The organism is Cohnella terricola (assembly GCF_007786475.1).
GTDB lineage: Bacteria > Bacillota > Bacilli > Paenibacillales > Paenibacillaceae > Cohnella > Cohnella terricola.
In genome coordinates, this window is sequence record NZ_VNJJ01000002.1 from 307,619 (window position 1) to 332,688 (window position 25,070).

Annotated in this window: 23 protein-coding genes; 1 reads left to right on the plus strand and 22 read right to left on the minus strand. The window is 54.1% G+C overall.

Going from position 1 to position 25,070, the window contains the following annotated elements; genetic code table 11:
• Positions 1-28 precede the first annotated feature (28 nt).
• From rlmD to FPZ45_RS04575, 4 genes are all read right to left on the minus strand, one after another.
• A complete protein-coding gene (gene rlmD, locus FPZ45_RS04560; RefSeq protein WP_144698868.1) occupies positions 29-1,561 on the minus strand; it encodes a 23S rRNA (uracil(1939)-C(5))-methyltransferase RlmD in 1,533 nt (510 codons plus the stop codon).
• Positions 1,558-2,544 carry a diacylglycerol kinase gene (locus FPZ45_RS04565; RefSeq protein ID WP_144698870.1) on the minus strand — a complete coding sequence of 329 codons (987 nt, stop codon included), beginning with the start codon at positions 2,542-2,544 and terminating at the stop codon, positions 1,558-1,560. The genes rlmD and FPZ45_RS04565 overlap by 4 nt, the downstream gene beginning before the upstream one ends.
• On the minus strand, positions 2,531-3,328 hold the full coding sequence (locus FPZ45_RS04570) for a sirohydrochlorin chelatase (RefSeq protein ID WP_144698872.1): 798 nt from the start codon (positions 3,326-3,328) through the stop codon (positions 2,531-2,533). Before FPZ45_RS04570 ends, FPZ45_RS04565 begins: the two co-directional genes overlap by 14 nt.
• 485 nt (positions 3,329-3,813) lie before the next feature.
• A complete protein-coding gene (locus FPZ45_RS04575) occupies positions 3,814-4,128 on the minus strand; it encodes a YerC/YecD family TrpR-related protein (RefSeq protein ID WP_144698874.1) in 315 nt (104 codons plus the stop codon).
• A 181-nt stretch (positions 4,129-4,309) separates the two neighbouring features.
• Here FPZ45_RS04575 and FPZ45_RS04580 point away from each other — a divergent pair, with 181 nt between their 5' ends.
• Complete coding sequence (locus FPZ45_RS04580; RefSeq protein WP_144698876.1) at positions 4,310-4,732, plus strand: tyrosine protein kinase; 423 nt, start codon at positions 4,310-4,312, stop codon at positions 4,730-4,732.
• A 77-nt stretch (positions 4,733-4,809) separates the two neighbouring features.
• On the opposite strand, the gene FPZ45_RS04585 is transcribed toward FPZ45_RS04580, so the two are convergent.
• The 18 genes from FPZ45_RS04585 to FPZ45_RS04670 all read right to left on the minus strand — a co-directional run bounded on the left by FPZ45_RS04585 (position 4,810) and on the right by FPZ45_RS04670 (position 24,762).
• Positions 4,810-5,754: a DUF1861 family protein gene (locus FPZ45_RS04585; protein WP_144698878.1), complete on the minus strand. Its 945-nt coding sequence runs from the start codon at positions 5,752-5,754 to the stop codon at positions 4,810-4,812.
• A gap of 111 nt (positions 5,755-5,865) precedes the next feature.
• Positions 5,866-6,867 (minus strand): inorganic phosphate transporter, encoded by a 1,002-nt coding sequence (locus tag FPZ45_RS04590; protein ID WP_144698880.1) that lies wholly within the window; start codon positions 6,865-6,867, stop codon positions 5,866-5,868.
• A gap of 30 nt (positions 6,868-6,897) precedes the next feature.
• Complete coding sequence (locus FPZ45_RS04595; protein WP_144698882.1) at positions 6,898-7,512, minus strand: DUF47 domain-containing protein; 615 nt, start codon at positions 7,510-7,512, stop codon at positions 6,898-6,900.
• Between the two features lie 1,077 nt (positions 7,513-8,589).
• Positions 8,590-9,012: an OsmC family protein gene (locus FPZ45_RS04600; protein ID WP_144698884.1), complete on the minus strand. Its 423-nt coding sequence runs from the start codon at positions 9,010-9,012 to the stop codon at positions 8,590-8,592.
• A gap of 18 nt (positions 9,013-9,030) precedes the next feature.
• Entirely contained in the window at positions 9,031-9,999 is a 969-nt protein-coding gene (locus tag FPZ45_RS04605) for an ABC transporter ATP-binding protein (protein WP_144698886.1), read from the minus strand.
• Positions 9,996-10,973: an ABC transporter ATP-binding protein gene (locus tag FPZ45_RS04610; RefSeq protein WP_144698888.1), complete on the minus strand. Its 978-nt coding sequence runs from the start codon at positions 10,971-10,973 to the stop codon at positions 9,996-9,998. Before FPZ45_RS04610 ends, FPZ45_RS04605 begins: the two co-directional genes overlap by 4 nt.
• A gap of 65 nt (positions 10,974-11,038) precedes the next feature.
• Complete coding sequence (locus FPZ45_RS04615; RefSeq protein ID WP_144698890.1) at positions 11,039-12,643, minus strand: ABC transporter substrate-binding protein; 1,605 nt, start codon at positions 12,641-12,643, stop codon at positions 11,039-11,041.
• A 28-nt stretch (positions 12,644-12,671) separates the two neighbouring features.
• Complete coding sequence (locus FPZ45_RS04620) at positions 12,672-13,547, minus strand: ABC transporter permease (protein WP_144698892.1); 876 nt, start codon at positions 13,545-13,547, stop codon at positions 12,672-12,674.
• The gene (locus FPZ45_RS04625) at positions 13,540-14,550 is read right to left on the minus strand and encodes an ABC transporter permease (protein WP_144698894.1); all 1,011 of its coding nucleotides are present in this window, start codon (positions 14,548-14,550) and stop codon (positions 13,540-13,542) included. The genes FPZ45_RS04620 and FPZ45_RS04625 overlap by 8 nt, the downstream gene beginning before the upstream one ends.
• 28 nt (positions 14,551-14,578) lie before the next feature.
• Positions 14,579-15,178 carry a TetR/AcrR family transcriptional regulator gene (locus FPZ45_RS04630; protein WP_144698896.1) on the minus strand — a complete coding sequence of 200 codons (600 nt, stop codon included), beginning with the start codon at positions 15,176-15,178 and terminating at the stop codon, positions 14,579-14,581.
• A gap of 172 nt (positions 15,179-15,350) precedes the next feature.
• Complete coding sequence (locus FPZ45_RS04635) at positions 15,351-16,421, minus strand: LCP family protein (RefSeq protein ID WP_246120319.1); 1,071 nt, start codon at positions 16,419-16,421, stop codon at positions 15,351-15,353.
• Positions 16,422-16,565: 144 nt separating this feature from the next.
• Positions 16,566-17,624 carry a DUF3048 domain-containing protein gene (locus tag FPZ45_RS04640; RefSeq protein WP_144698898.1) on the minus strand — a complete coding sequence of 353 codons (1,059 nt, stop codon included), beginning with the start codon at positions 17,622-17,624 and terminating at the stop codon, positions 16,566-16,568.
• Positions 17,625-18,285: 661 nt separating this feature from the next.
• Positions 18,286-19,107 carry an alpha/beta hydrolase family protein gene (locus FPZ45_RS04645; protein WP_144698900.1) on the minus strand — a complete coding sequence of 274 codons (822 nt, stop codon included), beginning with the start codon at positions 19,105-19,107 and terminating at the stop codon, positions 18,286-18,288.
• A gap of 323 nt (positions 19,108-19,430) precedes the next feature.
• Positions 19,431-20,390 carry a glycoside hydrolase family 43 protein gene (locus FPZ45_RS04650; protein ID WP_144698902.1) on the minus strand — a complete coding sequence of 320 codons (960 nt, stop codon included), beginning with the start codon at positions 20,388-20,390 and terminating at the stop codon, positions 19,431-19,433.
• A gap of 109 nt (positions 20,391-20,499) precedes the next feature.
• On the minus strand, positions 20,500-21,372 hold the full coding sequence (locus tag FPZ45_RS04655) for a carbohydrate ABC transporter permease (RefSeq protein WP_144698904.1): 873 nt from the start codon (positions 21,370-21,372) through the stop codon (positions 20,500-20,502).
• Between the two features lie 11 nt (positions 21,373-21,383).
• Entirely contained in the window at positions 21,384-22,253 is an 870-nt protein-coding gene (locus FPZ45_RS04660) for a carbohydrate ABC transporter permease (RefSeq protein ID WP_144698906.1), read from the minus strand.
• A gap of 70 nt (positions 22,254-22,323) precedes the next feature.
• A complete protein-coding gene (locus FPZ45_RS04665; protein ID WP_246120320.1) occupies positions 22,324-23,700 on the minus strand; it encodes an ABC transporter substrate-binding protein in 1,377 nt (458 codons plus the stop codon).
• Between the two features lie 228 nt (positions 23,701-23,928).
• Entirely contained in the window at positions 23,929-24,762 is an 834-nt protein-coding gene (locus FPZ45_RS04670; RefSeq protein ID WP_144698908.1) for an AraC family transcriptional regulator, read from the minus strand.
• Positions 24,763-25,070: the final 308 nt, after the last annotated feature.

Here is a 25,070-nt window from a genome sequence, read left to right on the forward strand (position 1 = left end):
AGCTTCCGTCCCCAACCACCTTATCCACTCACTCCAAGCCCTTATAAATCAAGGAACAAACAACTTCCACATGCCCCGTATGCGGGAACATATCCACCGGTTGAACCTCCACCGTGCGGTAGCCCCCATCCTCGAGCAGCCTCAAGTCCCGCGCCAACGTAGAAGGATTGCAAGATACGTACACGATCCGTTCCGGCTTCAGCTCCAGCATCGTGCTAATCAACGCCGGATCGCAGCCCTTGCGGGGAGGATCGACGACGATGACGTCAGGCGTAATGCCTTCCGCCTGCCAGCGGGGCATGACCAACTCCGCTGCGCCCACGGCAAACTCCACGTTCGCGATCTCGTTGATCGCGGCGTTCCTACGAGCATCCTCGATCGCTTCCGGGATGATCTCGACGCCGTAGACGCGATCCGCGTGTTTCGCGAGGAATAGCGAGATCGTGCCGATACCGCAGTAGGCGTCAACGACCGTTTCCGTCCCGGTCAAGGCCGCATATTCCACCGCTTTGCTGTATAACCGGACCGTCTGCTCCGGATTGACTTGGAAGAAGGAGCGAGGAGAGATCGCGAACGCAATGCCGCCGATCTCGTCGTAGATGACTTCCTCTCCCCACAGCACGTGGGTTTCATCGCCGAAGACGACCGGAGTCGCCGCCGTCTGCACGTTCTGGCAGATACTCGCGATGCCCGGCACCCGCTCCCGAATCAGCCCGATCAGCTCCTGAGCGTGCGGGATATCTCGGCCGTTCGTCACGAGCACGACCATGCGCTGTCCAGTCGTCCGCGCATGGCGCACGACGACATGCCGAAGCAGCCCGCGGCCCGTCGCGCGATTGTAGGCGGACACGCCGAGCAGACGGGCGGCTTCTTTCACCGCGCGCACCGTCTCTTCGTTCTCTTCCTGCTGGATGAGACAAGCGTCCATCTCGACGATGTCGTTGCTGCCCATCTCATAGAAACCGCCGATCAGGCCGCCATCGCCGAAGCCGATCGGCACTTGAGCCTTATTTCGGTAACGCCAAGGCTCGTCCATGCCGATCGTCGGATGCACGATCACCGGAGGACGTTCTCCCTCGCCCGAACCCTCGATCATCTCTCTCGTTTCCCCTGCCACCGGCAACTTACCGATCCGCGCCAGGTTGTCGACGACGTGCCTGCGTTTCCACTTCAACTGCTCGGCGTAGCCTAGATGCTGGAGCTGGCAGCCGCCGCACGAATCGTAGATCGGGCACGGCGGGGAGACCCGGCGCGACACGCCGGCGTCCAGAACCTCCGTCATCCGACCGCGGCCGAACGACTTTCCGATGCTAAGCACTTCCGCCCGCACCCGCTCCCCCGGAAGCGCATCACGAACAAAAAGGGTATAGCCCTCGACCCGGCCTACCCCTTCTCCCTCATGCGTCAATCCGATGATCTCGCATTCGACCCGTTGCCCGACCGCTACGGGAACGCCCGCGAGCGACGACGCGCCGCCCCGACCGCCAAACTTATTTTCACCCTTCGTGCCCCTCATGCTGTCCCTACCGTCCTTGCTTCTCTTGCCGTATTTTCCGCTCATAGCTGCAACGCCCGTCCCGGTCCGTTCTTCCGATAAGATGATTTCCCGCGTTCATCCACGATCACGTTCAGATGAGACGGCAGCAAGTTAAACGCGCATGGAAGCGTGCCCCCGAACTCTCCGTCTACGTTTAACTGAACGCGATGATCCGAGTCCACCGAGATGCGATTCGTCTGAAAATGGATGAAGTGCGGATCGTTCATCACCATCTCGCCGCGCAGCACGGAGGTGGCGATTCGCAAAAATTCCGCCAGGTTGCATTTGCGCAAAGCAAGCACGTCGAACACGCCGTCATTCGTACTCGCGTTCGGCGCGAGCCGGTCGAAGCCGCCTACGGAATTGCTATTGGCGATCAGGAACAGCATGAATTCCTCGTCGAACTCGCCTACGCCTTCCGCTTGAATGCGCATCTGAGTCGGATTCAGCCGCGTAATCTTCTCGAGTCCCTTCATATAATAAGCAAGCTGTCCGACCATCGTCTTCAGCTTGCTGGGAACTTCGTAAGTTAATTCCGTCAGTGAACCGCCGCCCGCGATATTAATAAAATATCTATCGTTCGCTTGGCCTATGTCGACCGGGGTCGTATGCCGCCGGGTAATCAGTTCGCAGGCGTCCTCCCACTTCCGCGGAATGCCATGAGCGCGCGCGAAATCGTTCGTGGTCCCAAGCGGCAGAATTCCGAGAGCAGGCCTCTGTTCATGGGTCGACATCCCGTTCACCACTTCATTTAAGGTGCCGTCTCCGCCTGCCGAGATAATCAGGTCAAAGCCCCGTGCGACCGCTTCCGAAGCGGCTCTGGTCGCATCGCCCTTACTTTCGGTTGCGTGACACGAAGTCTCTATGCCACCCTTCTCCAGTCGCTGCAAAATAGCGCCAAGCTTGCGTTTGACTTCCTCCCGTCCGGAAGTCGGATTATAGATCAATCGGGCACGAATCGTTTCCAACCGAATCCCCTCTTCATGTTCTCCATCATGTGTGTGCATGAACGTTCTTCAACCATTCACTCGCCTTGCGGCCGATCCACTCGGCCACGTTCGGATGCGGCATTAATGCACGGCCGTTATAACGACACAGCTCCATCAGGCCGGATTCCTCTAACCGCCTCGGAACAACGGTTTTGGTAAAATACCCTTCGCCCAGGAACAACGCGCATACCAACACCCGGTTCCCAGGCCTCTTGTCTGCGAGCTCCGCCAGCCTCGTCCCGACTTGGCTCGGCAACAGAAGCGCCGTCGTACCCTCCGCGTATTTCCCTTTCTCCGCGACCTTCTTCGCGATTATCGGGAGCTCTTGCTCACACTTCTCGCGAAAGTCGTCCACCGAGCTGCCGTGTCCGACCAATAAGACGATCTCTTCGCTAGGATCGACGGACATCTCCGACAATCGCTCCGCAACAATGCCAATGATCTCCGGATCCGTCCCCATCGGTTTCTCATAGGTAACCCGCATCGGCGATGTCCGAAAACGCTCCAAGTCCGTCTCTGTTCCGGGCTCCTGGAAAGCCCCCAAAGCCCAACCGATCTCGTCGACATGCGTGCTCCCGGAAGAGACGAATAACGGCAACGCCAATACATCCGTCACGCCTTCAGCGATCAACCGGTCAATTCCGTCTTGAATTAGCCTACCATCTACCAGTTCCAGAAATCCGGCTTCGATGCGCAAGGCATCTCCCATTCGCTCGCGAACGGTCTCTATCGTTCGGTCCACCAGGGAGACCCATCCGCGATCCGAAGAACCGTGGCTAATGACTAACAAGCCCGGCTTCATGTATGAGCAGGCCCCTTTCTACTCCGTCTGCATCTTCTTTCATTATCTTCATGCTAGCGAATCGTCATAGCAATGTCAACGCCGGACGTCGACCTTGCGCGTATTCGTAAATCGACCGCCCCCATGATAAGAACCGTCAGGAAATATCGCCCTGACGGCCCTTTTGAGTGTGTTCGCTCCTCTTAGCGATGTTTTTCATCGTACTTGCTCCCCATCGGCGCCCCACAAGCGGAAGTACTATGTTTTTCATCACTAATCACCCCGGAGGCGAACAAAAAGTGGCGGCTCGCTCCTCTTAGCGATGCTTTTCATCGTACTTACTCGCCACCAGCGCCCCGCAAGGCGGAAGTGCGATGTTTTTCATCACTAATCACCCCAGGAACCTAAAAAAACGAAAAAGATGCCTATACTGTCATAGAAAACCGCCGGACGCTGATACGCCGGCGGCTTGCTCATCTGCGGAAGTTGTTATAAGGTGCGCTTGATTATTTCGCGTCCGCTTCGTTACCGAATCGGCCGAGCCGCTCCAACGTTAATTTGTAACCATCATTGCCGTAATTCAGGCAGCGCTTCACACGGGAGATGGTCGCCGTGCTTGCCCCCGTCTCCGTCTCGATCTGATTGTATGTATTGCCTTTGCCGAGCATACGGGCGACTTCAAGTCGTTGGGATAGAGATTGAATCTCGTTCACGGTACACAGATCATCGAAAAAGACGTAGCATTCCTCCACGCTCTTGAGCGTCAGGATCGCTTCGAACAATTGATCTATGGATTTATCGTTAAGCTTCTTAAGTTGCATACCTTCGCATCCTTTCCTCGTTCCGATCTGGCTTCGGTTTCATTGTACTGCTTACCTCGCAATTGTTCAAGATCACCGTATTCACGCATTACAGGATTAAAATATCGTTGGGCGCAGGCATCCGTCCATGCCGAAGGCTCCGGCCCGGAATAACCTAGTGTTGAAGAAAGGGTGTGACCTCATGAACGATCCGTTTTCTCCCTCTCTGCATAGCTGGACTCCGGGTTACGGACAGGAAAATTATCCGGGAATCGAAGGCGCGTACTCCGGTCCTCCCGCAGTCATAGAACAGACGGCAGTCCCCGTTCAAGCACCGGCGGCGACTCCGGCGCCGGCCAAAGGAGGACTTCCCTTCAACCTCTCCAATCTGGGCGACATCAAATCGATTATCGATCGCATGGGAGGCATTGAAGGGGTGCTTTCCACGATGGGCAAGGTCCAGAAATTCATGGCGACCATGCAGCAGATGGCCCCCATGCTCAAGCTGTTCATGGGCAAAGGAAAATCCGACGCCCCCGCCATTTCGAAAGGTTCCGCTCCTCGCAGGCGAAGACGTCCTTCCGGTTCCAAATCGCGCCGCAAAAAACCGACTAAGCGGCGTTGACGTGTTTTGCCTATACCCGAGAAACCAAAGAGGCTGTTCCTTGTCAACCAGTCAAGGAGCAGCCTCTTTTATGCCATTTAGGTCTCATATTCCAGGAATGGATCGGGAATGACGATCATATGGGCTTCCGCGTCGCTGACTCCCGTATACAGGGAAGCCGTTCCGTCCGAGTGTCTAATGAGCCCCCCGCTGAAAATGACGTCCACAAGGTCCGTCCGCTTGGCCGGACCGTCGGGAAACATACTTCGGGAGGCAACCAGCTTGATCGGTGTGCTCCGATGCTCCGCCGGATCGAAGGCGAACACCATCGGATAATAGTGCCGGATATTGTGTTCCTCCATCCAGGCGATATGGCCAAGCACGCCGATGAGTCCGCCCCGAAGCAGGTGCGCCTCGTTCGCTCCGCCCCATTCCTCCCGCAGGAATTGGCCTCGCAGAAGCCGCGCCCCCGATATCGTCTCCTCCGTCAACTCGTCGAGAGAAGTGATTTCGACGTACCCGATTAAAGCGCGGGCGCCTTCCACCATCATTGGACGGGTAAATACGCCGATCCGTCCGTTCTCGAGCTCGATGAGACGAATGTCTTTCATCGTAAGCGGCCCCTTGGCGAACGGCTGCAGCCCACCCACGGAAAATCCCCGGTAGAACACCGTTCTCCAAGAAGTAACGTAGTCCGGATCCTCATTGTCGAAATAGACCTCGACGCCCCCGAAAACAAGCTCATCGCCGATGAAAGTAAAAAAAGGATCCTGAAGCGCGAACACCGGAGCGCCGTTCCTCGGCACCCACACGCCCTGCCGTTCGACGAAAAACATCACTTCGGACGATTCCTTGTTGCGGTCCTCCACCCGGCCGGCAATGACCGGCTCGCCTTGGTCCATGAATGGGGCGCATATATTATAGACGTCGCGGTTGCCGACGCCGGAGAAGACAAGTTTCTTCCCCTCGGCGGTCGGATTGCTTGCGACGTATTCCTCTAATAGTTGGACGCTCGATTTTGCCTGATCCGAATACGCAAGCATGGGGAATCCTCCAGACTAACAGAGATGGCGGCGACGACCTTACTCTATTGTAGTATTCCAAGGCGATCAGGTTTGGGTCCTCCCGCGCCTATTTTTCGAATCCTAGCCCCATTAATGGAGGAAAAAAGCGAGGAGGTAATAAATCAGCATCGCGAGCAGACTGACGGCCGGAATCGTAATGACCCAAGTCAAGACGATACGTCCCGCCATGCTCCACTTCACATTCGAGAATTTCTTGGCCGATCCGACACCCAGAATGGAAGACGTTACGGCGTGCGTCGTGCTGACGGGGAAGTGCGACAGTGTCGCGCCCAGAATAACCGACGCCGATCCCAAGTCGGCAGAGAAGCCGCTCATCGGATCGATCTTGAAAATCTTCGTACCCATCGTCTTGATGATCTTCCAGCCCCCGACGGACGTGCCGAGCGCCATCGAGATGGCCGCCGACAGCTTTACCCACAAAGGAATGTCGAGCGTTGGCTGGATTTCCGCCGTTACGAGAGCCAACGTTATGATTCCCATTGCCTTCTGCGCATCATTCGTGCCGTGCGTAAATGATTGAAAAGCGGCCGTGATCACTTGTCCAACTCGGAAAGCTTTGTTCACTCGGTGCGGGCTGAAATTGGCTAAAATGCGCTTTAATACGAACATGATGCAAAAACCGACGATAAACGCGATGATCGGCGAAAGAATCAGCCATTTGAGAATCGTCGTAAACCCGGAATAGTTAATCCCTTTCCATCCTTCTGACGCGATGGCCGCGCCGGCTAGCGCCCCGATAATCGCATGGGACGAAGACGACGGAATGCCCAGCCACCAGGTAACCAAGTTCCAGGCGATCGCCGCGATCAGCGTCGCGATGACGACCGTCAGACCATGCTCCAGCTTAAACGGATCGGTAATGCTGCCTCCGATCGTCTTCGCTACGCCCGTGAACGTCAGCGCGCCAACCAAATTCATAATAGCCGCCAGCAGGATCGCTCTGCGCGGAGTTAGCGCCCGCGTCGATACCGAGGCCGCGATCGCGTTGGCGGTGTCGTGGAATCCATTGATGAAGTCAAAACTAAGAGCCAATATGACGATAATGACAACTAAAGACAATGTATAATCCATTATATTCTAATCCGTCCCCGCTTGCGCCGATCAAGAATTGCGCATAATGATGGATTGCAGCGTATTGGCGACATCCTCGCACGAATCGGTCGTTTCTTCCAATCGTTCGTAGATCTCTTTATGCTTAATCAATTCAATCGGATCGGTCACGTTCTGGAACAGGTGCTTAATACCTTGGCGCATCAGATCGTCGCCTTCGTTCTCCAGCTCGTTGATCTTCACGCAGTGCGGCTGCATGGCCAGCAATTTTTTCTGAGAAAGCAGGTAAATCGCTGATTTGATCTCTTGCGAGCAGCGGCGCAAGCAATCACCGAAATTGCGAATGAAAGGGTCCGCTTTGACGATATGGTACATCTCGAACCGCGAAGCGCAAGCTTCGATCCCGTCGAGCACGTCGTCCAGCTTCTTGATTAGCTCCATGATGTCTTCCCGCTCGATCGGCGTAATGAAGGTTTTGTTCAGTTCGGTCAAAATAATGTGAGTGCACTTATCTCCTCTATGCTCGAACTCCTTCATTTCTCTTGCGAAAGCGGCGACGTCGGGCAGGTCTCCGTTCACGGCACCTGCGAAATGGTCGACGGTTTCAACGATGATGTCCGCCATTTCCTCCAACGTCTTAAAAAAAATGTCTTTTTTGCGAAACACGGATAACCCTTCTTTCCCATGTATGTTGCTGGCTCGAGTTTACGTATCGTTAATCTTCCGATTACAATCCGTTAACTTAATTATTTTATCACAGGGCAGACAAGCTGGGTATATCCCCCGATCGCCACATTCATACTTTTTATTACTTTTTCCTTAGTTGATTATCGCTATGCTTCCGTTATTTGGTTGAATCTGGATGATTGAGGAAGAACCTCTTTTCTTCCTCAGCGCTGTGGAAAGCTAATACGTGCGCTAATAAGTTGGCCAGACGTGAGTTGTTCTATTGTTTCGAGCCATGCCCAGGATTTGGCGCGGTGTGGCACGAGTTAGTCGATTATTTCGAGCTATTCCCGGAGTCTGGCCCGACGCGGCGTGAGTTACTCGATTTTCTCGAGCTATTCCTCCGGAATGGTGCGACGGGGCTCGAGTAGTTCGATTATTTCGAGCTATTCCCGGAGTCTGGCCCGACGCGGCGTGAGTTACTCGATTATTTCGAGCTATTCCCAGGGTTTGGCCCGGCGCGGCGTGAGTTAGTCGATTTTCTCGAGCTATTCCTCCGGAACGGTGCGACGGGGCTCGAGCAGTTCGATTATTTCGAGCTATTCCCGGAGTCTGGCCCGACGCGGCGTGAGTTAGTCGATTTTCTCGAGCTATTTCTCCGGAATGGTGCGACGGGGCTCGAGCAGTTCGATTATTTCGAGCTACACCCAGGATTTGGCGCGGTGCAGCATGAGTGTTCGATTATTTCGAGCTATTCCCGGGGTCTGGCCCGACGTGGCGTGAGTTAGTCGATTATTTCGAGCTATTCCCGGGGTCTGGCCCGGTGCGGCGTGAGTTAGTCGATTTTTTCGAGCTATTCCTCCGGAATGGTGCGACGGGGCTCGAGCAGTTCGATTATTTCGAGCTATTCCCAGGTTTGGCCCGACGCGGCGTGAGTTACTCGATTATTTCGAGCTATTCCCAGGGTTTGGCCCGGCACCGCCTGAGTTAGTCGATTATTTCTGCTTCCAGGCTATCAGAAACACAAAATGGTGGCGCAAGGATAACTTCCCTAACACCACCATTTCTCATTTCGCATTAGTTTTTGATGATTTCCGTGCCGTTCAGGATGACCCGATGGGTGATCTTAGCGCTCAGCGAGTCCGATACGGAACAATACTTCTCCGTTCCCATCTCGATCGCTTTCCAGATGCGATAGTCCGGAATGTCGCCGTCGACGTGGAAAGTGAGCTCGATATCGGTAAACCCTTTAGGCGCTTCTTCCTTGCGCACGCCGTTCGCTTCGATCTCGATCCGTTCGATCGAGGGAAGGAATTTCTCGAGAATGAGCACGATGTCCATTCCGATACAGCCAGCCAAACTCCCTATGAGCACCTCGACCGGAGAAGCGCCGTTGCCTTCTCCTCCCCAAGACGGGGTAGCATCCATGTTGATCGGATATTCCGACGGTCCCGTCGCTTGAAAAAACTTTTTCCCTTGCCATTTTGTAATAACGCGCATATGACATCCTTCTTTCTGTTATTTGTTGTTGTATAGATGACAAGCGGTGTAACGCCCCTCGGAAATCCGCTGCAATTCGGGGACGATCGTCAGGCATTGCGGCATCACATGGGGACAGCGCGTATGAAACACGCAGCCGGACGGAGGATTGCGCGGACTCGGCACTTCTCCTTCGAGCACGATTCTTTCCCGCCTTTGCTCCGGATCGGGTTGCGGTATCGCAGAGATCAGCGCTTGCGTATAAGGGTGGAGGGGTTCGGAGAATAATGCCTCCGTGGGTCCGACCTCCATCATCTTGCCTAAATACATGACGCCGACGCGATCGCTGATATAGCGCACGACGGACAGATCATGGGAGATGAATAAATACGTGAGCGACAGCCGTTTCTGCAGATCCTGAAGCAAAGTCAGCACTTGAGCTTGTATCGAGACGTCTAACGCCGATACCGGCTCGTCGAATACGACGAACTTAGGTTCCAAAATAAGCGCCCTTGCGATGCCTACCCGCTGCCGCTGTCCGCCGGACAATTCGTGCGGATACCGGAGCGCATGCCGCGGGGTCAACCCGACGACTTCCAGGATGCGGCTCACCTTCTCGGCGACCTCCGAATCGGTCAGGCTGAAATGGGTACGGAGCGGTTCTTCCAATGTGCGTCCGATCGTCCACTTCGGATCGAGCGAGCCGTACGGATCCTGGAAGACGATCTGCATGTCGGTCTTCAGTTGCCTCATCGGCTCCGCGCCAAGATGCGTGATATCCGTCCCCTCGAAGAAGATGCTTCCGGAGGTCGGCTCGATCAAGCGCAGCAGCGTTTTGCCGAGCGTCGTTTTTCCCGAACCCGATTCGCCTACGATCGCGAAGGTTTCTCCCTTGTTGATCTCTAGCGAAACGCCGTCCAACGACTTGGCCGTGCTCCTCGCTCCGAACAGCCCTTTTTTCACCGGATAATGTTTTTTGAGATCCTTGATTTTAAGAATAGGCGTCATTCTGCTCCCTCCTTGTAGAGATGGCATTTGCACCTGTGGCCGTTGCCGAAGTCATACGATTCCGGTTCGACTGTATCGCACATCTCCATTCTGGAAGAGCAACGCCCCGCGAATTGGCAGCCTTCCGCATAATCAGCGGGATGAGGAACCTGACCGGAGATGGCTTGCAGCTGGTTCTCTTTGCCGGTAAATTGCGGCATGGATTTCAGCAGTCCGGCTGTATAAGGATGTTTCGGCTCCTTGAACAACGTCTTGACGTCCCCCTGCTCGACGATCTGCCCCGCATACATAATGCATACCCGGTCGCAAAGCTCGGCGACGACCCCCAAGTCATGGGTAATCAAAATGATCGCCGTCCCCCGCTCCTTCTGAAGCTTCCGCATCAGATCCAGAATCTGCGCTTGGATCGTCACGTCAAGAGCCGTCGTCGGCTCGTCCGCGATCAGCACCTCCGGATTGGAGGCCATCGCCATCGCGATCATGACGCGCTGGCGCATTCCCCCGGACAGTTGATGCGGGTAGACGTTCACGACTTGTTCGGGCGACGGAATCCCGACTTCGCTCAGCAGCTCGATCGTTTTCTTCTGAGCTGCTCTTCCGCTCATTTTGTTATGCTGGCGAACCGCTTCGCGAACCTGCCGGCCAATCTTGAACACCGGATTCAAGGCTGTCATCGGCTCCTGAAAAATAATCGAGATCCGATTGCCGCGAACGTTCTGCATCTGTTTCTCGGACATGCCGAGCAGGCTTTCCCCGTTCAGCCGGATATCCCCTTCGGCGACACGGGCCAGATTATTGGGCAGCAACCGCAGGACGGACAACGATGTAACGCTTTTGCCGCTGCCCGATTCTCCGACAAGGCCTAACGTCTGTCCGGGCTCGATATCCAAGCTGACCCCGTTCACGACCTCGACCGGCCCCGAAGGAGTCGCGAATTCAATGGACAAATTATCGATTTCCAGAAGCTTCGTCATAGCTGCCTCCCATGATGAGTTAAAAATGGGGTAAGACCCCCGTGCCGCTCGGGGGTCTTCCTCTATTACTTGTACAACGAGCTGAAGCGGATGATTTCGTCCGGGTAGAAAATGTACCCTTTCACATCTTTGTTCAGTCCCGCGATCAAATTGCTTTCATACAGGTACGCCCAAGGAGAGTCGGCCGTAACCTGCGCTTGCACTTGTTTGTACAGATCGGTGCGTTTCGCATTATCAGGCTCCTTGTTGGCTTGCGCCAGCAGATCGTCCACTGTCTTGCTGGAGTAACCCGTGTAGTTGGACGCTCCCTTGCTGTCCAAGAGGAATCCGTAATGATACGAAGGATCGTTGACCAGCGACGTGTATTTACCCAAGTAAGCCGCGGCGTTCTTATTGTTGATCAGCTCGCGGTATTGCGCCGGAGCCACTTTGTTGATGTTCATCGTTACGCCGATTTTTTCAAGCTCCGCTTTAAGCAGAACGGCAATGTCTTCATAGTCTTGCGTCGACGAGTTCACGGTCAGATCGAACGTAAAGCCCTTTTCCAAGCCCGCTTCCTTCAGAAGAGCTTTCGCTTTCTCTGGATCATAGCTGTACGGATAGGCGTCGGCGCTAAAGGCTGGCGATCTGCTCGAGATCGAGCTCTTGAGAGGCGAAGCTTGGCCGTATGCCACGTCCTTGATCAGCTTCTGCTGGTCGATCACGTAGTTGATCGCTTCTCTGACTTTTAATTGGTCGAACGGTTTGAACTTCGCGTTCATGCCCAGGTATACGATCCGGTTCGAAGATTCCGAGCTGATCGTCAGGTTGTCTTTCTTGGACAGGCTTTCCACGTCTTTCGCAGGGATGTCGAGCGCGACGTCTACATCTCCTTTTCCAAGGAACAATTCGCGGTTGGATGCCTCGGCTACGAATTTGACGATGACTTTGTCGACTTTCGGAACGCCCTTCCAATAGTCTTTGTTCGCTACGAATACTGCTTCAGTGGCTGGATCCCACTTCTCCAGCTTAAACGCGCCGGAGCCAGCGGAATGCTGCGCCAAGTAGTCGTCCGGGTTGTTCTTAGCGATCGAAGGATCGACGATGGAGAACGTGAAGGTCGCCAGATATTTCAGGAACAAGTGATTCGGGTTTGCCAGGGTGAATTCTACCGTCCTGTCGTCGATCTTCTTGACCGATGTCAGGCCGGAGAGCTCGTACAGGGAACCGCCTTCGCCTTTCGTCTGTACCCGTTCGAAGGAGTAGACGACGGCATCCGCGTTTACCGGCTCGCCGCTTTGGAACTTCGCGTCGTCGCGCAGCTTGAAAGTGTATGTCTTCAAGTCGTCGGATACGGTCCAAGATTCGGCAAGCGAAGGAACGATTAGATCCGTGCGACCGATCGTCTTGCCGTCTTTCTCTTCCGTGCCGCTCGTGACGAGTTGGTCATACAGAGCGAATGCATAAGACGCAGAGGTAAAATCGCCCGCATCATGAGGGTCCATCGTTTGTCCCGCGCCCTGGGAGTAAGCGATCGTAATCGTATCGCCCCCAGCGGGTTTGGAAGGCTGAGCCTCTCCGGAAGCGCTCGGGCTAGCGTTATTCTTTGGGTTTGCGCTTTTGGCGCAGCCGGCCAGCAGCAGTATTGCGAGCATGGCGGAAATTACGATGAGAAGTTTTTGTCTTTTCATTATGCGTCCACTCCTGATGTTAGTTTTTCTATTTGAATTTGGTCTTGGAATTGCGGCCATGCGGATCGAACGCGTCGCGCAAACCGTCTCCAAGCAAGATAAAGCCGAATATCGTAGAAGCGATGGCGATGCCCGGGAATACGGTCATCCACCATTCTCCGGATATGATATACCCCCGTCCGTAGGAGATCATCGCTCCCCATTCGGCGGTAGGCGGCCTTACTCCGAGGCCGATAAAGCTAAGGCTTGACGTGGTCAGCACGGCTGAACCGAGCGCTAGCGTAATTTGCACGATGAGAGGCGCGAACGCATTGGGCAGTACATGCTTGAAAAGAATTGCTTTATTCCGCACGCCCAACGCTCTGCCGGCTTCGATAAATTCTTTTTCCTTAATGACGACTGTTTGCCCGTACATCAATCTGGCGAATTCCGGAATCGCCACGATTCCGACCGCCAGTAATGCGCCGGTCAGTCCCGGGCCGATCGAGGCGGCGAGCGCCATCGCCAGAATCAAGGACGGGAAAGCGAGCAGCGTATCCATGACGCGCATGATCACGTTCCCCAGCTTGCCTCCGAAGAAACCGGCTATCGCTCCAAGCGGAATCCCTACCGAGCAAGCGATCCCGATCGAGACGATGCCTGTCCATACGGTGACCCTCGCCCCGTATAGAATTCGGCTCAGAATATCCCTGCCGAAATTATCGGTGCCGAACCAATGCGACAGATTCGGCGATTGCAGCTTGTCTTCCGTTCGGATTTCATTCGGCCCGTAAGGGGCAATCCATGGAGCAAGCAAAGCAAGCAAGACCCACAACAATACCAATATCAGACCAAACAAGACAAGCTTTCTAGCTAGGATCTTCCCTGCTTGCTCCCTGATCGACTTCCATCTCGACTTATTCATATCTCACCCGGGGATCAAGCACCCCATACAGCAATTCGACCACAAGATTGAGAATGCCGTACAGCACGGCGCTAATGAGCGTCATCGCTTGAATCGGCGCGTAATCCGCGGATAGTATCGACTCCGTAACGTAATTGCCGATGCCCGGCCACACGAAGATCGTCTCCGTAATGACGGCCCCTCCTAGCAAGTAGCCGAATTGAAGGCCGATGACCGTCAGCGTCGGAATAAGCGAATTAATGAGCCCGTGCTTATATATGACGGCCCGCTCGGACAAACCCTTTGCCCTGGCGGTTCTCATGAAGTCCTGACGGATCACTTCGAGCATGCTTGCCCGGATCATCTTGGTCACGATCGCCATTGTACCCATGCTAAGACATAATGCGGGAAGCAGGAGGTGCAGCAGCGAATCCTTCAGCGCTACTATGTCCCAGCTAAGCAAGCTGTCCAACACGTATAGTCCAGTGATGTCGGTAGGAGGATTGATCCCTCCGCTAATCCGCCCGATAGGAGCAGGCAGCCAACCAAGCTTCGCATAGAACATCGTGATTAGAAGCAACCCGAGCCAGAAGATCGGAACGGAAGAACCGAGAATGGATAACACGCGGGCGATATGATCGAAGATCGAATTTTGTCTGGAAGCTGCGAGAATCCCTAGCGGAATAGCAACGATCAAGGCGATCGCCATACTGGCTAGCGTCAGCTCCAGCGTAGCCGGAAACCGGGTGATGAAGTCCGAGGCTACGGAATGCCCGGTATGCCAGGCAAAACCAAGATCGCCATGTGCCAATTGTTTGACGTAATCCCACAACTGAACCCAAAGCGGATCGTTAAGCCCGTATTGCTCCCGGACTTTTTCCACGAATTCCGGCAGAGCCTGCTCCCCTGTAATCATCAGAGCGGGATCACCCGGCAATACCCGAGTCAAGATGAAGGTGATCAGGATGATTCCGATCACGCTTGGAACCATCATAGCTATACGTCTTAAAGCATACGTAAGCAACGCCCGTCATCCTCCTTGCACATAGTTGTCATAGGCCGAGCAACCCGAAAAATTCAAATCGTACCGTCTCCGCAGCCATCTGCTCGACCGTTCTTTCGCCGATATCCGATTGAGGAGATATCGGGCCGAACAACCATCTTGCGACGATGCCTTCGATCAGACTGACCAGCAGCGCCGCCCGAATGTGCAAGTCTGTCGACTCCGGAAGCATTCCAAGTTCCACGGCCCGCTGAATGTTAGTTTTGAACGCTTCTTCCATTTCGATGCGCATGTCCCGAAAAGCTTTGCGAATCGCTTCTTCTTCGCCATTGCCCGTCAGCAGCAGTTCCATAAAGTAACGATTCTCCTGAGCGAATCGGAATATATCGGCCAAGAGGCGTTCGGAGCCCTTGACCATTTCCTCGACGGAACCGACGCCGCTCCGGTAACCCCGCTGAATTACTTTAAGCAACCGCTCCCTTCCGTTCTGGATGATTTCAAGAGCAATGGCTTCTTTGCTTTTGAAGTACCAATAGAAAGTTCCTTGCGCTACGCCCGCTTGATTCACGATATCCGAGATCTTCGTATTCTGGTAACCGTACTTAGCAAAACGCTCCACCGCGATATCCAACAATTGCGATTTTCTCAAATCCCGCTGAGTAGGCTGATTTACGCTTGTAATGGCATATCCCTTCTTCCAGATTGACTGGTCAGTCAGTTATGTTTTTATATCTTATCGGTATAGTCGGTATTTGTCAACAGAAAATAAAAGGATTGTCCAGCTCTTCAAGACAGAGCGGACAATCGCTAGAATGATCGCATTATTTCATGATGCCGAAGACGTCTTCGACTCGAAGGGAAGTGTCCGGCGCCAGCCCGACCTCGGAACGTAAAGCGGACAAAGCTTGTCTGAGATCATCGGCGTTCGCGTAGACGAAAGGACTTGACCATTGGGCTTCCAACTGAAGGGAGCGAATCGTATTCGGCTTGATTTTCGGGAAGTTCAGCACCCACTGGCGCAGATCCGATTCCGGAACATCGGTCTTCACGTTATCGCCGATGATGTCCAATATTTTTCCCCACTGCGTCATTCCGTTTAACGTCCCCAGCTTGTCCACGATTTGTTTGATCACGATCTGCTGCCGTTGGTTACGGGCAAAGTCCGACGACTCCCGGGTTCCTTGATTCGATTTACGGTAACGCACGAAATCGAGCACGCCCTGCCCGTCGAGCTTCTGCAATCCTTTCTTCAAATCGATGGACGTCCCGTCCGCCTTATCCACGTACTTCATGTCCATGTCGACGTCGATTTCCAGCCCTCCGAGTGCATCCACGACTTGGCGTAGGACATCGAAATTGACGACGGCCATATGATCGAGCGGCAGTCCCGTTTGATCGCTGAAAAATTGCTTCACATTGGGGATAACCGTCTCTTTATCCTTGATATAGAAATACGGATAATAGTAATTGGCTTTGCGTGAAGGCAGCGATTTCGTTTTCATTAACAAATCCCGTGGTATGGACAACATACTCGCCGAACGGGTATCTGGATTAAAAGCCACTAACATCAGAACGTCTGTATTCATAGCGCCGCCGCTTCCGTCCCGGCTGTCGACCCCCGCAAGCAGAAAAGTCACGGGTTTGATCGATTCGCCCGCCTCGATCTCCTCATCCTCCGCCGTCGCATTCCCGTTCAACGGCGATTGGCCGTTCGAGTTCGCGGACATCCGATGGATCGCGGAATCCGCCTTGTTGATTAAAAATCCCGCATAACTCCCAGCTCCGATGAGGAGAACCCCGATCACGATCGAGGCGATCGTCAGAACTCTTCGAGTCATGCTCTTGTTTTTCCGGTTTTTCTTGGTTTTCTTACTTTGCGAATCCGTCATCATATCCTCCATAGCGAGACCAATCTTCCATCGCGTCATCTAAAGAAATCGAATCACAGTAAAATTGACGAATTAAAGGAAGGTCAAGTTGCAATCATACGAAACAGGCCGTCCCGAAGTCCCTTCGGAACGGCCTCCATACCATTATTACTGATAGGTGACATGCTTGTCCATGGCGGACGAATTCGGCACGACGTGATAATAAGTCACTCCGGGCAGGAACGGCAGCTCCTCGCCATCCTTCACGAGACGGATGACGTCGCCTTCTTTACGTTCCCAGCGGCATGGAATCACCTTGCCCTGCTGGAACAGAATCGCTTCCCCGCCGCTGTCCAGATCGACGACCAGACGGCCGACATCGTCTTTGATATCGTGCTTCGCCGATAAGACGACGAGATTCGTTGCGGACAACTGCTCGTCGTTATTTTTGTCGATGTGCGGACTGTCGTTGATGGAACGGAAGTAGAGCGCTTTCGAGCTATCGTAGGCGTAAGAAACCTTATAATTCGACAGTTGGAACTTAATGTCGATCTGATTGGCCGATTCGGCCGTCGCCAGCGCAGGCGGTACACTATCGAATTTCAAGACGGGCACGATGGCCGTATCCTTGTACTTGCGCTTCTCAGCTCCAGCGCGGAGCTTCTCGAGCGTCGAGTAGACGTTGTGCGGCGCTTTGCGGGTTTTGTCCCGGTAGAAGTAAGCGCCCGCATTCGTAATCTCGTCGAGATCTTCCTTGTGCTGCTTCTGCAGAATGGCGAAAGCGTCGTTGCTTGCGCCTACGTGGACGAGCACGCCACTGTAAAATTCGCCGACTTGGATGAAATAAGGCCGAATGCTGCGAATCGGTCCGATCGGGTCCGTAAACTCTTTGCTCTGGAACACGGCCACAAGGCGGGTAATGCCGCCTTCTGCAAGCAGTTCCCATACAGTGTCAGCCTGCGTTAGCCCGGATTGCGGCCTGGCCGGGGCAAGGTTATTGATCATGACCGAGAACGGACGGTTCGTGACTTCCTTCTCCACAGGCAAACCCGTCAAGGGAGCCAGTAAGTACGGGATTGGAGGGGCTGTATCGGTCGGAGATTCGGAAGCGCTCGCCGTCGAAATGTCGGTCTCAGTCGGCTTGGCCGTCTCTTTCGAACAAGCGGTCAACCCTACGAGCGCGGCGGCAAGCGTAAGTTGCATCGCGAATCTCATTCGTTGCGTCATGCTCATTCTCCCTTCGCTTGTATGTACTCTATCATTAAACCATACGAGCACATCGGGAAAAAGATAGAAATTAAAAAGTTTGCTTTGGATTGGGTCGATTCAAAGCGAAAAAAAGGCGAATTCTTCAGGATTTTATTGGAAGCGATACACTTTCCAGAGGCCGTCGGCTTTTACGAAAATGTAATCCCCGGTACCCACGCTACGGCTAATATATACGGCTCCATGACTGCAATTTCATCCTCTCACTACATTCAAATATCTAGACGCAATTAATTCACCAAAAGTTTGATTTTAAAGTGGGTTCTTTGGGAAGCCTCGTACGTCCCTGACGGTCCTTATGAGTGTGTTCGCTCCATTTAGCGATGTTTTTCATCGTACTTGCTCCCCATCAGCGCCCCGCGAGGCGGAAGTACGATGTTTCTCATCACTAATCACCCCCTGAGGCGAATAAAAAGTGGAGGCTCGTTCCTCTTAGCGATGTTTTTCATCGTACCTGCTCCCCATCAGAGCCCCACAAGGCGGAAGTACGATGTTTCTCATCACTAATCACCCCAAGAACCAAAAAACGAAAAGGATGAAGACCTGCTTCACCCCCGGAAACTTATAAATTCTATAGTGTTTAATTGAAGATTATCCCTTTCGTCTGGGAACCTTCGTATTCTTAAATGCTCCAATGCTGCCAATCTTGCTGGCGCTTCTCGTGACTGGCCAGCCACTCGGTCGTGGATTGATAAAGCTCCGCTTTATGTTCTCCTCTGGAGTAAGTGTGGTCGGCCTGAAACAATATATTTTTGTCGCAGCGGCTCTCGCCCCTCAGCCAGAACGTCTTCTCCAGCAGGAAGCTGTAATCGGTCGGTATGACGTCGTCTGAAGTCCCGTGGGCGATAAACACGTCGCCCTGAAACTTCCGGGCTTCCTGGAAAGGCTGATGCTGCTGCAGCGATTCGAAAAATTCGGGCTTTAACGGATAGCCGTGGTAATCTGCCGAGCCTTTTTTCACCGTCTCGTCGTATACTTCCCGTCCTACAATCTTCACGATATCGTTAAAAGGGTACGCGACCGGAGACCACAATGCCAGCGACTTGACCCGGCGATCCTTCGTTCCCGTCAGAAGCGCGACCGCTCCTCCAAGGCTGTGGCCGAGCAACGTCACCCTGAGCGGATCGACGCAATCGAGCCCAAGCCCATAGTCCAGCACGGAGCGCGTCTGGGCGATCATGGAATCGAGGCCGTGTTCGCCGTATATCCCGTCGCTCTCTCCGCAACCCGCGTAATCGAAACGGATGACAAGATAACCTTTGCGGGCTAGTATTCTGCTGGCCAGCAAGAACAACCGGTCGACGCCGATCCGGCTGCCGATGAAACCGTGGCAAATGACCACCAGAGGCATTTTTTTCTCCGGGCAAGCGCCATCTAGGTTCGGATAATGAATGGTTGCCGCTAGAGAGAGATCTTCGTGTCGGATCGTGATCGGTTTTTCCATCTTGTATTCCTCATTTCCTTAAATTCCGATTAGTTTAGTATGAATTAAAATTAACATCTCCGCATTCTCCTGTCAACCCTCAAACTTCATGCTTTCGAATAAGCCCGTAAAACTAATATGGACAAAGAAAATAGAGGCTATCCTTTGGTCGTCTGCAAGACGACTTATAGGACAGCCCCATCGCATCTATCGCTAGCCAGGGCGAAGACGCCAGGTGGCATCGTTCTTGTCTTCGGAAACTTCTCATTTTTCTTCCTATCTCGGCAGGATGAATGTTGGATCGCGAAGCTTCATCCTTACTTCCCGCCATTCCTAACGCAATTTCATTTCCTCTCGCCCGCGGGAAGCTCGATATCGTGCGAATCGCTTAACGGCACCCCGAAGTCCGGCGTACCGTCCGGCTTCCACCCGAATTTCTGCAACCGGGTGCTGCGAAGCCCCGTTTCCGCTCCCGGCGCGGGCAGCGCGTGAAACACGATCCAATCCTCCGTTCCGTCCGGCGATATCGTGAAGCTGTTATGTCCGGTAGCATAAACTCCGTTTTCCGGACTTTTGCGAAATACCGGCACGGGGGATTTGTCCCATGAATAGACTTGCATCGGATCGGCGTCCTCCTTCATCGCCAGCATGCCCAGCGCGTAATCCTCGGACCAGGTCGTACTGGCCGAATAGACGAGGAATACGCGGCCGTTCCTGCGCAAAATGACGGGACCTTCGTTGATCGCCATTCCGCCCTGCTTCTCCCATTCCAGAGTCGGAGCCGTGAGCAGCTCATGTCCTCCGTCAAGATCTAACGTCCACGGATTCGACATGCGCATGATGAAGATGGCGGAGCCGTAATCGGGGTAATGTCCGTATCCGGCATATAGAAAGTACAACCGTCCCCCCGATTCCATGACCGTACCGTCTAAGCCAGCCAGAGGCGTCTCGAGCGCTCCTTTCCAGTTCCATTCTCCCTCTAGAGGGTCGGCGGCGTCGTTTTCCAATACGCAGATTCGTCGGGATTCGTCTCCGCCTCCATCGTTGGCGGTATAGTAGATGTACCACTTTCCTTCCAGCCGGTGCAGCTCCGGAGCCCATAGATTGTGGCTGTAAGGGCCGCTTTTCTCCGGAATCCACACCCTCTTCTTGCGGCCTGCGGCGATTCCCGTCATGGAGTCGGATTTTGTAATATCCAGGCCGCCGGACTGCGTGGACATGAAGTAGTAATAACCGTCGCTGTGCTTGAGCAGCCAAGGATCGGCCGCCTTCTCGACGATCGGATTGCGGAAGGTTGGGTTCATCGGTTCGTTCTCTCCTAGTATTGTAATGTCAGGATCCCCGCTTTTGATAGAACGGCTCGCGCGGATTGGGATCGAGTGACCGGCGCTAAGCATGACGCTGCCTGTCTTTTTACCCCTTCATTCCGGTCAAGGTAATGCCCTCGACGAAATATCTTTGCGCGAAGAAGAACAGCAGCAGCGACGGGATCAGCGCCAGCACGGAGCCGGCCATAATGTACGTCCATTGCGAAGTATAGAAGCCTTGGAACGATGCCAGAACGAGCTGGAGCGTGAACTTCTCGGGAGAATTGACGTAAATGAGCGGCCCGAGAAAATCGTTGTAGCCGGCAAGGAAGCCAAGCAGCCCTTGCGTGATGATGGCGGGTTTAGATAATGGCAGCATGATCCGGAGGAAAATCTGTAGCGGATTCATCCCGTCCACCCTGGCCGCTTCCTCCAGCTCCTTCGGAATGGTCATGAAAAACTGTCTAAGCAGAAACACCGCGGCAGCCGCGCCGAACATTCCTGGTACCATCAGCGGCAGCCAGCTGTCGATCCAGCCGATCTGCTTGAACAAAATAAACGCCGGAATCATCGTGACGACGCCCGGGATCATCATCGTCGTCAGCAGCATCGTGAACAGCACGTTTTTCGCCGGAAAATCCATCCTCGCGAACGCATTGGCTGCCAGCGCGCTCGTGAATAAGCCGACCAGGCAGGGCAAGGAGATGACGAACAGCGTGTTCAGAAAACCTTTCAAAATATCGGCTTCCGTCAACACGAAAGCGTAATTGTGCCATTCGAATACCTCGGGTATCCACTTCGGAGGCATTTCGAATTCGTGTCCCTGCTCCTTCAACGACGTCGACAGCATCCATAGGAAGGGAATGGCCATCACGAGCGATCCCGCCGTCAGGAACAAGTACGCGAAGGCTTTACGGACCTGCTCGCCCGCTCTCTTCTTCCTCTGCCTGACGCTTCTTACGATTGCGGTATTCGACATGCATGTCCCTCCTATTCGTAATGCACCCAGCGTTTGGACAGCCAGAAATTAAGCAGCGTAATCGCCAGGATCAACAGACCGAGCGCCCAAGCCATAGCCGATGCGTAGCCCATGCTCATATAGCGGAACGCATTTTGGAACAAATAATAGACGATCGTCGTCGTCGAATAATTCGGTCCGCCTTCCGTCATGATCTGGAAGCGCGGAAAGTCTTGCAAGGCCGTGATCGTGGAAGTGATCAAAATATAGAGCGTTGTCGGCGAGATGCATGGAATCGTAATCTTTACGAACCTTTGCCAGCCGCTGGCCCCGTCGATCTCCGCCGCTTCATGAAAGCTCTTCGGAACGCCCTGCAGCGCGGCCAGGTAAAGCACCATGTTGATGCCAAGCCCCGCCCAGACGCCCTGGATGATCATCGCGGGCATGGCCCACGTCTCGCTGCTCAGCCATGCTGGTCCCTGGATACCGATCAGCTCGAGCAAGTAATTCAGCAACCCGTAGCTATCGTTGAAAATCCATTTCCAAAGCAGCGTCAGCGCGATGACCGAGCTAATCGTCGGCAGGAAGAACATCGTGCGGAAAAAGCGGATACCGCGCACCTTCTGATTGAGCGACATCGCGATTCCGAGCGCCACGACCATGCCGATCGGAATGCTCAGCGCCGAATAGAACGTATTGAACAGAGTTTTCCAGAACAGCTCGTCGTGCAAGGCGAGCTTGGCGTAATTGTTGGTTCCCGTAAATACGGGAGCTTGATACCCGCTATACTCCGTGAAACTGACATAAACGGAATAGCTCAGCGGAATGAACGCGAACAGCAAAAACCCCACTATCGGAGCGGAGATGAACAGATAGGCCCATGCGTATTCCTTGCGCTTCATAATTCCCCTCCGTCATTCCGGAGCGGACGAAGGTAAACCCGCGAGGGTTTCCCTCCGCCCGGCGTCCATTTTACTTAAAAATCGCCGGATTTCCTTCTTTGATCGCCGCGTCGATCTTCGGCTTCAGCCCGTTCAAGACATCGGCGGCCGATTTTTTGCCGTCCCACATGGGGGCCAGCCCTTGGGACAGCATGTCGAACCATTTAGCGTTCGGCAGGTTCGTCCACGGGCCCGGCACTTGGTTTTCCGCTGCATTGATGAACACCTCCGCATGCTCCGGCTTTTGTCCCGGCTGCAGGAAGACTTCCGTGGCGGCCATCGATTTAAAGCTCGGGATCGCGAAGCCCATCAAGGACTGCTCCTTCTGACCTTCCGGTCCGCCCAAATATTCCACGAGCTTGTAAGCGGCCTCGATTTGCTTCGTTTTGCTGTAAATGCCGATTCCGACCGAACCGCTCCAGCCCGCCCATTTGTTCACCGGCAGCGGAGCGACGTCCCAATCGAAGCCGAGCTTGCGGAACTCGGGTACCATCCAGCGTCCGGTAATCATCATCGCCAGCCTGCCCGTCTGGAACATCTGGCTGTCGTTCATGTCCTTCAAAGCCGCTGCGTTCGGCACGACCTTATGCACGTTGGCCAGATCCGCCGCAAACTGCAATGCCGCAACGGCCGCCTCGCCGTTGCCGACGAATTCTCGCCGGTCGTCGCTGAGGAACGCGCCGCCGTTGCCGAATACAAAGCCTTCCCACCAGATCGGCCCCATGCCGTACTGCTTGATCTTCCCATTCTCTTCGACGGTTAGCTTCTTCGCCGTATCAAGCAATTGCTCGAAGGTCATCGGCGTATCGGCGCTCGGGAACGGTACGTTCATTTTGGTGAAGATCTCTTTGTTGTAGTAAAGAACGGTCGGACCGATATCTTTAGGCAGCGCGTAAAGCGGACCTTTCCCGTTGACCGCCCCGTCGTAACGGTATCTTAGAAGACCCGACTCCCACATGTCTCCGGTATCGATCGAGCTGGAGTCGACGAACTCCTGAATCGGATGCAGCAAGCCCTGGCTGACCCAACGGCCGAAATCCCCATCCGGCACGTAGAAGACGTCGGGCGCGTCGCCTCCCGCCAAAATCGTGTTCATCTTGCCGACGTAGTCTGCCGGAATATGCAAGTATTCCACCTTGATCGTCGGATTTTTCGCCTCGAAGTCCTTGATCAGCTTGGTGAACACTTCCTTCTCCGACGGATCGCCCCAGCCCGCGAACTTGATCTTAACCGGATCGCCCCCAGGAGCTTGGCTTCCGGACGCGCTGCTCTTCGCCGTGCTTTTCGCCGTGCTATCCGCGCCGGCCGAAGGCTCCTTCCCATTGTTGCCGCCGCAAGCGGTCATTCCCGCGAGCAGCGTCAACGACGCCGTAACGGCAAGCAAGCTTTTACCCTTTCCGAGTCTCATCTGATAGACACTCCCTTTTGTATTAGATCTGTCTTCACCTTTAATTATAGGCGCGCGTCAGGGACGAACAATTATGAAAACGCTTTATTTATTCCGCAAAAAAGAGCGTTACCGTTGCGATTTCGACGGTCGAAAACGGCGAAATTCTCGGTTCGCTAGACGCATGAATAAGGGGCTTCCTCTTAAGTCGGTTCGACCTCCGGAAGCCCCTTCGTATGCTTATTCATTCTAAATTTGCTTGCGCCACTCGAGCGGAGTGATTCCGACGGATTTTACGAACTGCTCGTAAAAGCGGCTGGAGCTCGTGAAACCGACCTCGGATGAAATAAACTCGATCGCTTTGCCAGTCTGGCGCAGCAGTCTCTTGGCTTCCTCGATCCGCAGATTGATGACGTACTGCTTGGGAGAAACGCCTACCGCTTCCGAAAACTTTTTGCGCAGAATGCTCTCCGACAAATAATGACGAGCGGCAATATCGTGAATCGTGATCGGCGTGTTGTAGTTTCTGTGAATCTCCTTCAGCACCTCTTGCACGATCCGCTTATCACCGTTCGTCTCGGCGTCGGGAGCGGCGATGGCGTTCCGATGGAACAACAGCAGCACCGTTTCGAATGCGATTCTCATCAGATCGTAGGAATAGTCGCCTCGTTCCTCGAAATGCCATTCCCTCTCCAGTCGGGTCAGACTCATTTCCGCCCATTGCCTGTCCCCTTCGTCCAGATGCGCGCTCCAAAGTCGATGCGGCTTCTGATAAGCGTTAAGGAACAAGTATTGGGTATAAGCCGGAACCTTGGCATAGAGAAAATGCACGGACAGCCCCGCCCACGGCTCGGTGCAGACGAAGCCGTGATGCAGGCCGGAAGGAATCAGGATCAAATCTCCCGCAGACACCTTAATATTTTGATCGTTAGCGCTGTAATATCCTTCTCCGTGCAATATCAACGTCAGCTCGTCGTATTCGTGCGAATGCGACATGAACAGGCCTTCTCCCTGCTCGGCCTGAAAAGTATGCGGCTTGAAACGTTCGATGCTTGTAATGAAGCCCTTGGCCATACCAAACATTCGCCCTTCCCTTATCCGTCTTGGCGACCTGAGGAGCCTTGCGTCAATTTCGTATGATGTTCTTATTTTACCATGTCCGCGGCGAAGGGAGCCAGAGCCCGGCCTGAACTGAGAAAGTCTCATGATTCCACGAAAAAAGGGGAATCTTATCCCATAACCTTGCCGCTGATCCGCAAAGCGACGGGGGCCATTTTGCTCATGGGAGATGTAGCCATGGAAAACTTCGTCCGGTGGGTGTCGTCCCACGTTTTGACCGTACTGATCATCCTCGGCGTCATTTATGCGGTCGCCTTGGTTCTGGCTCATCG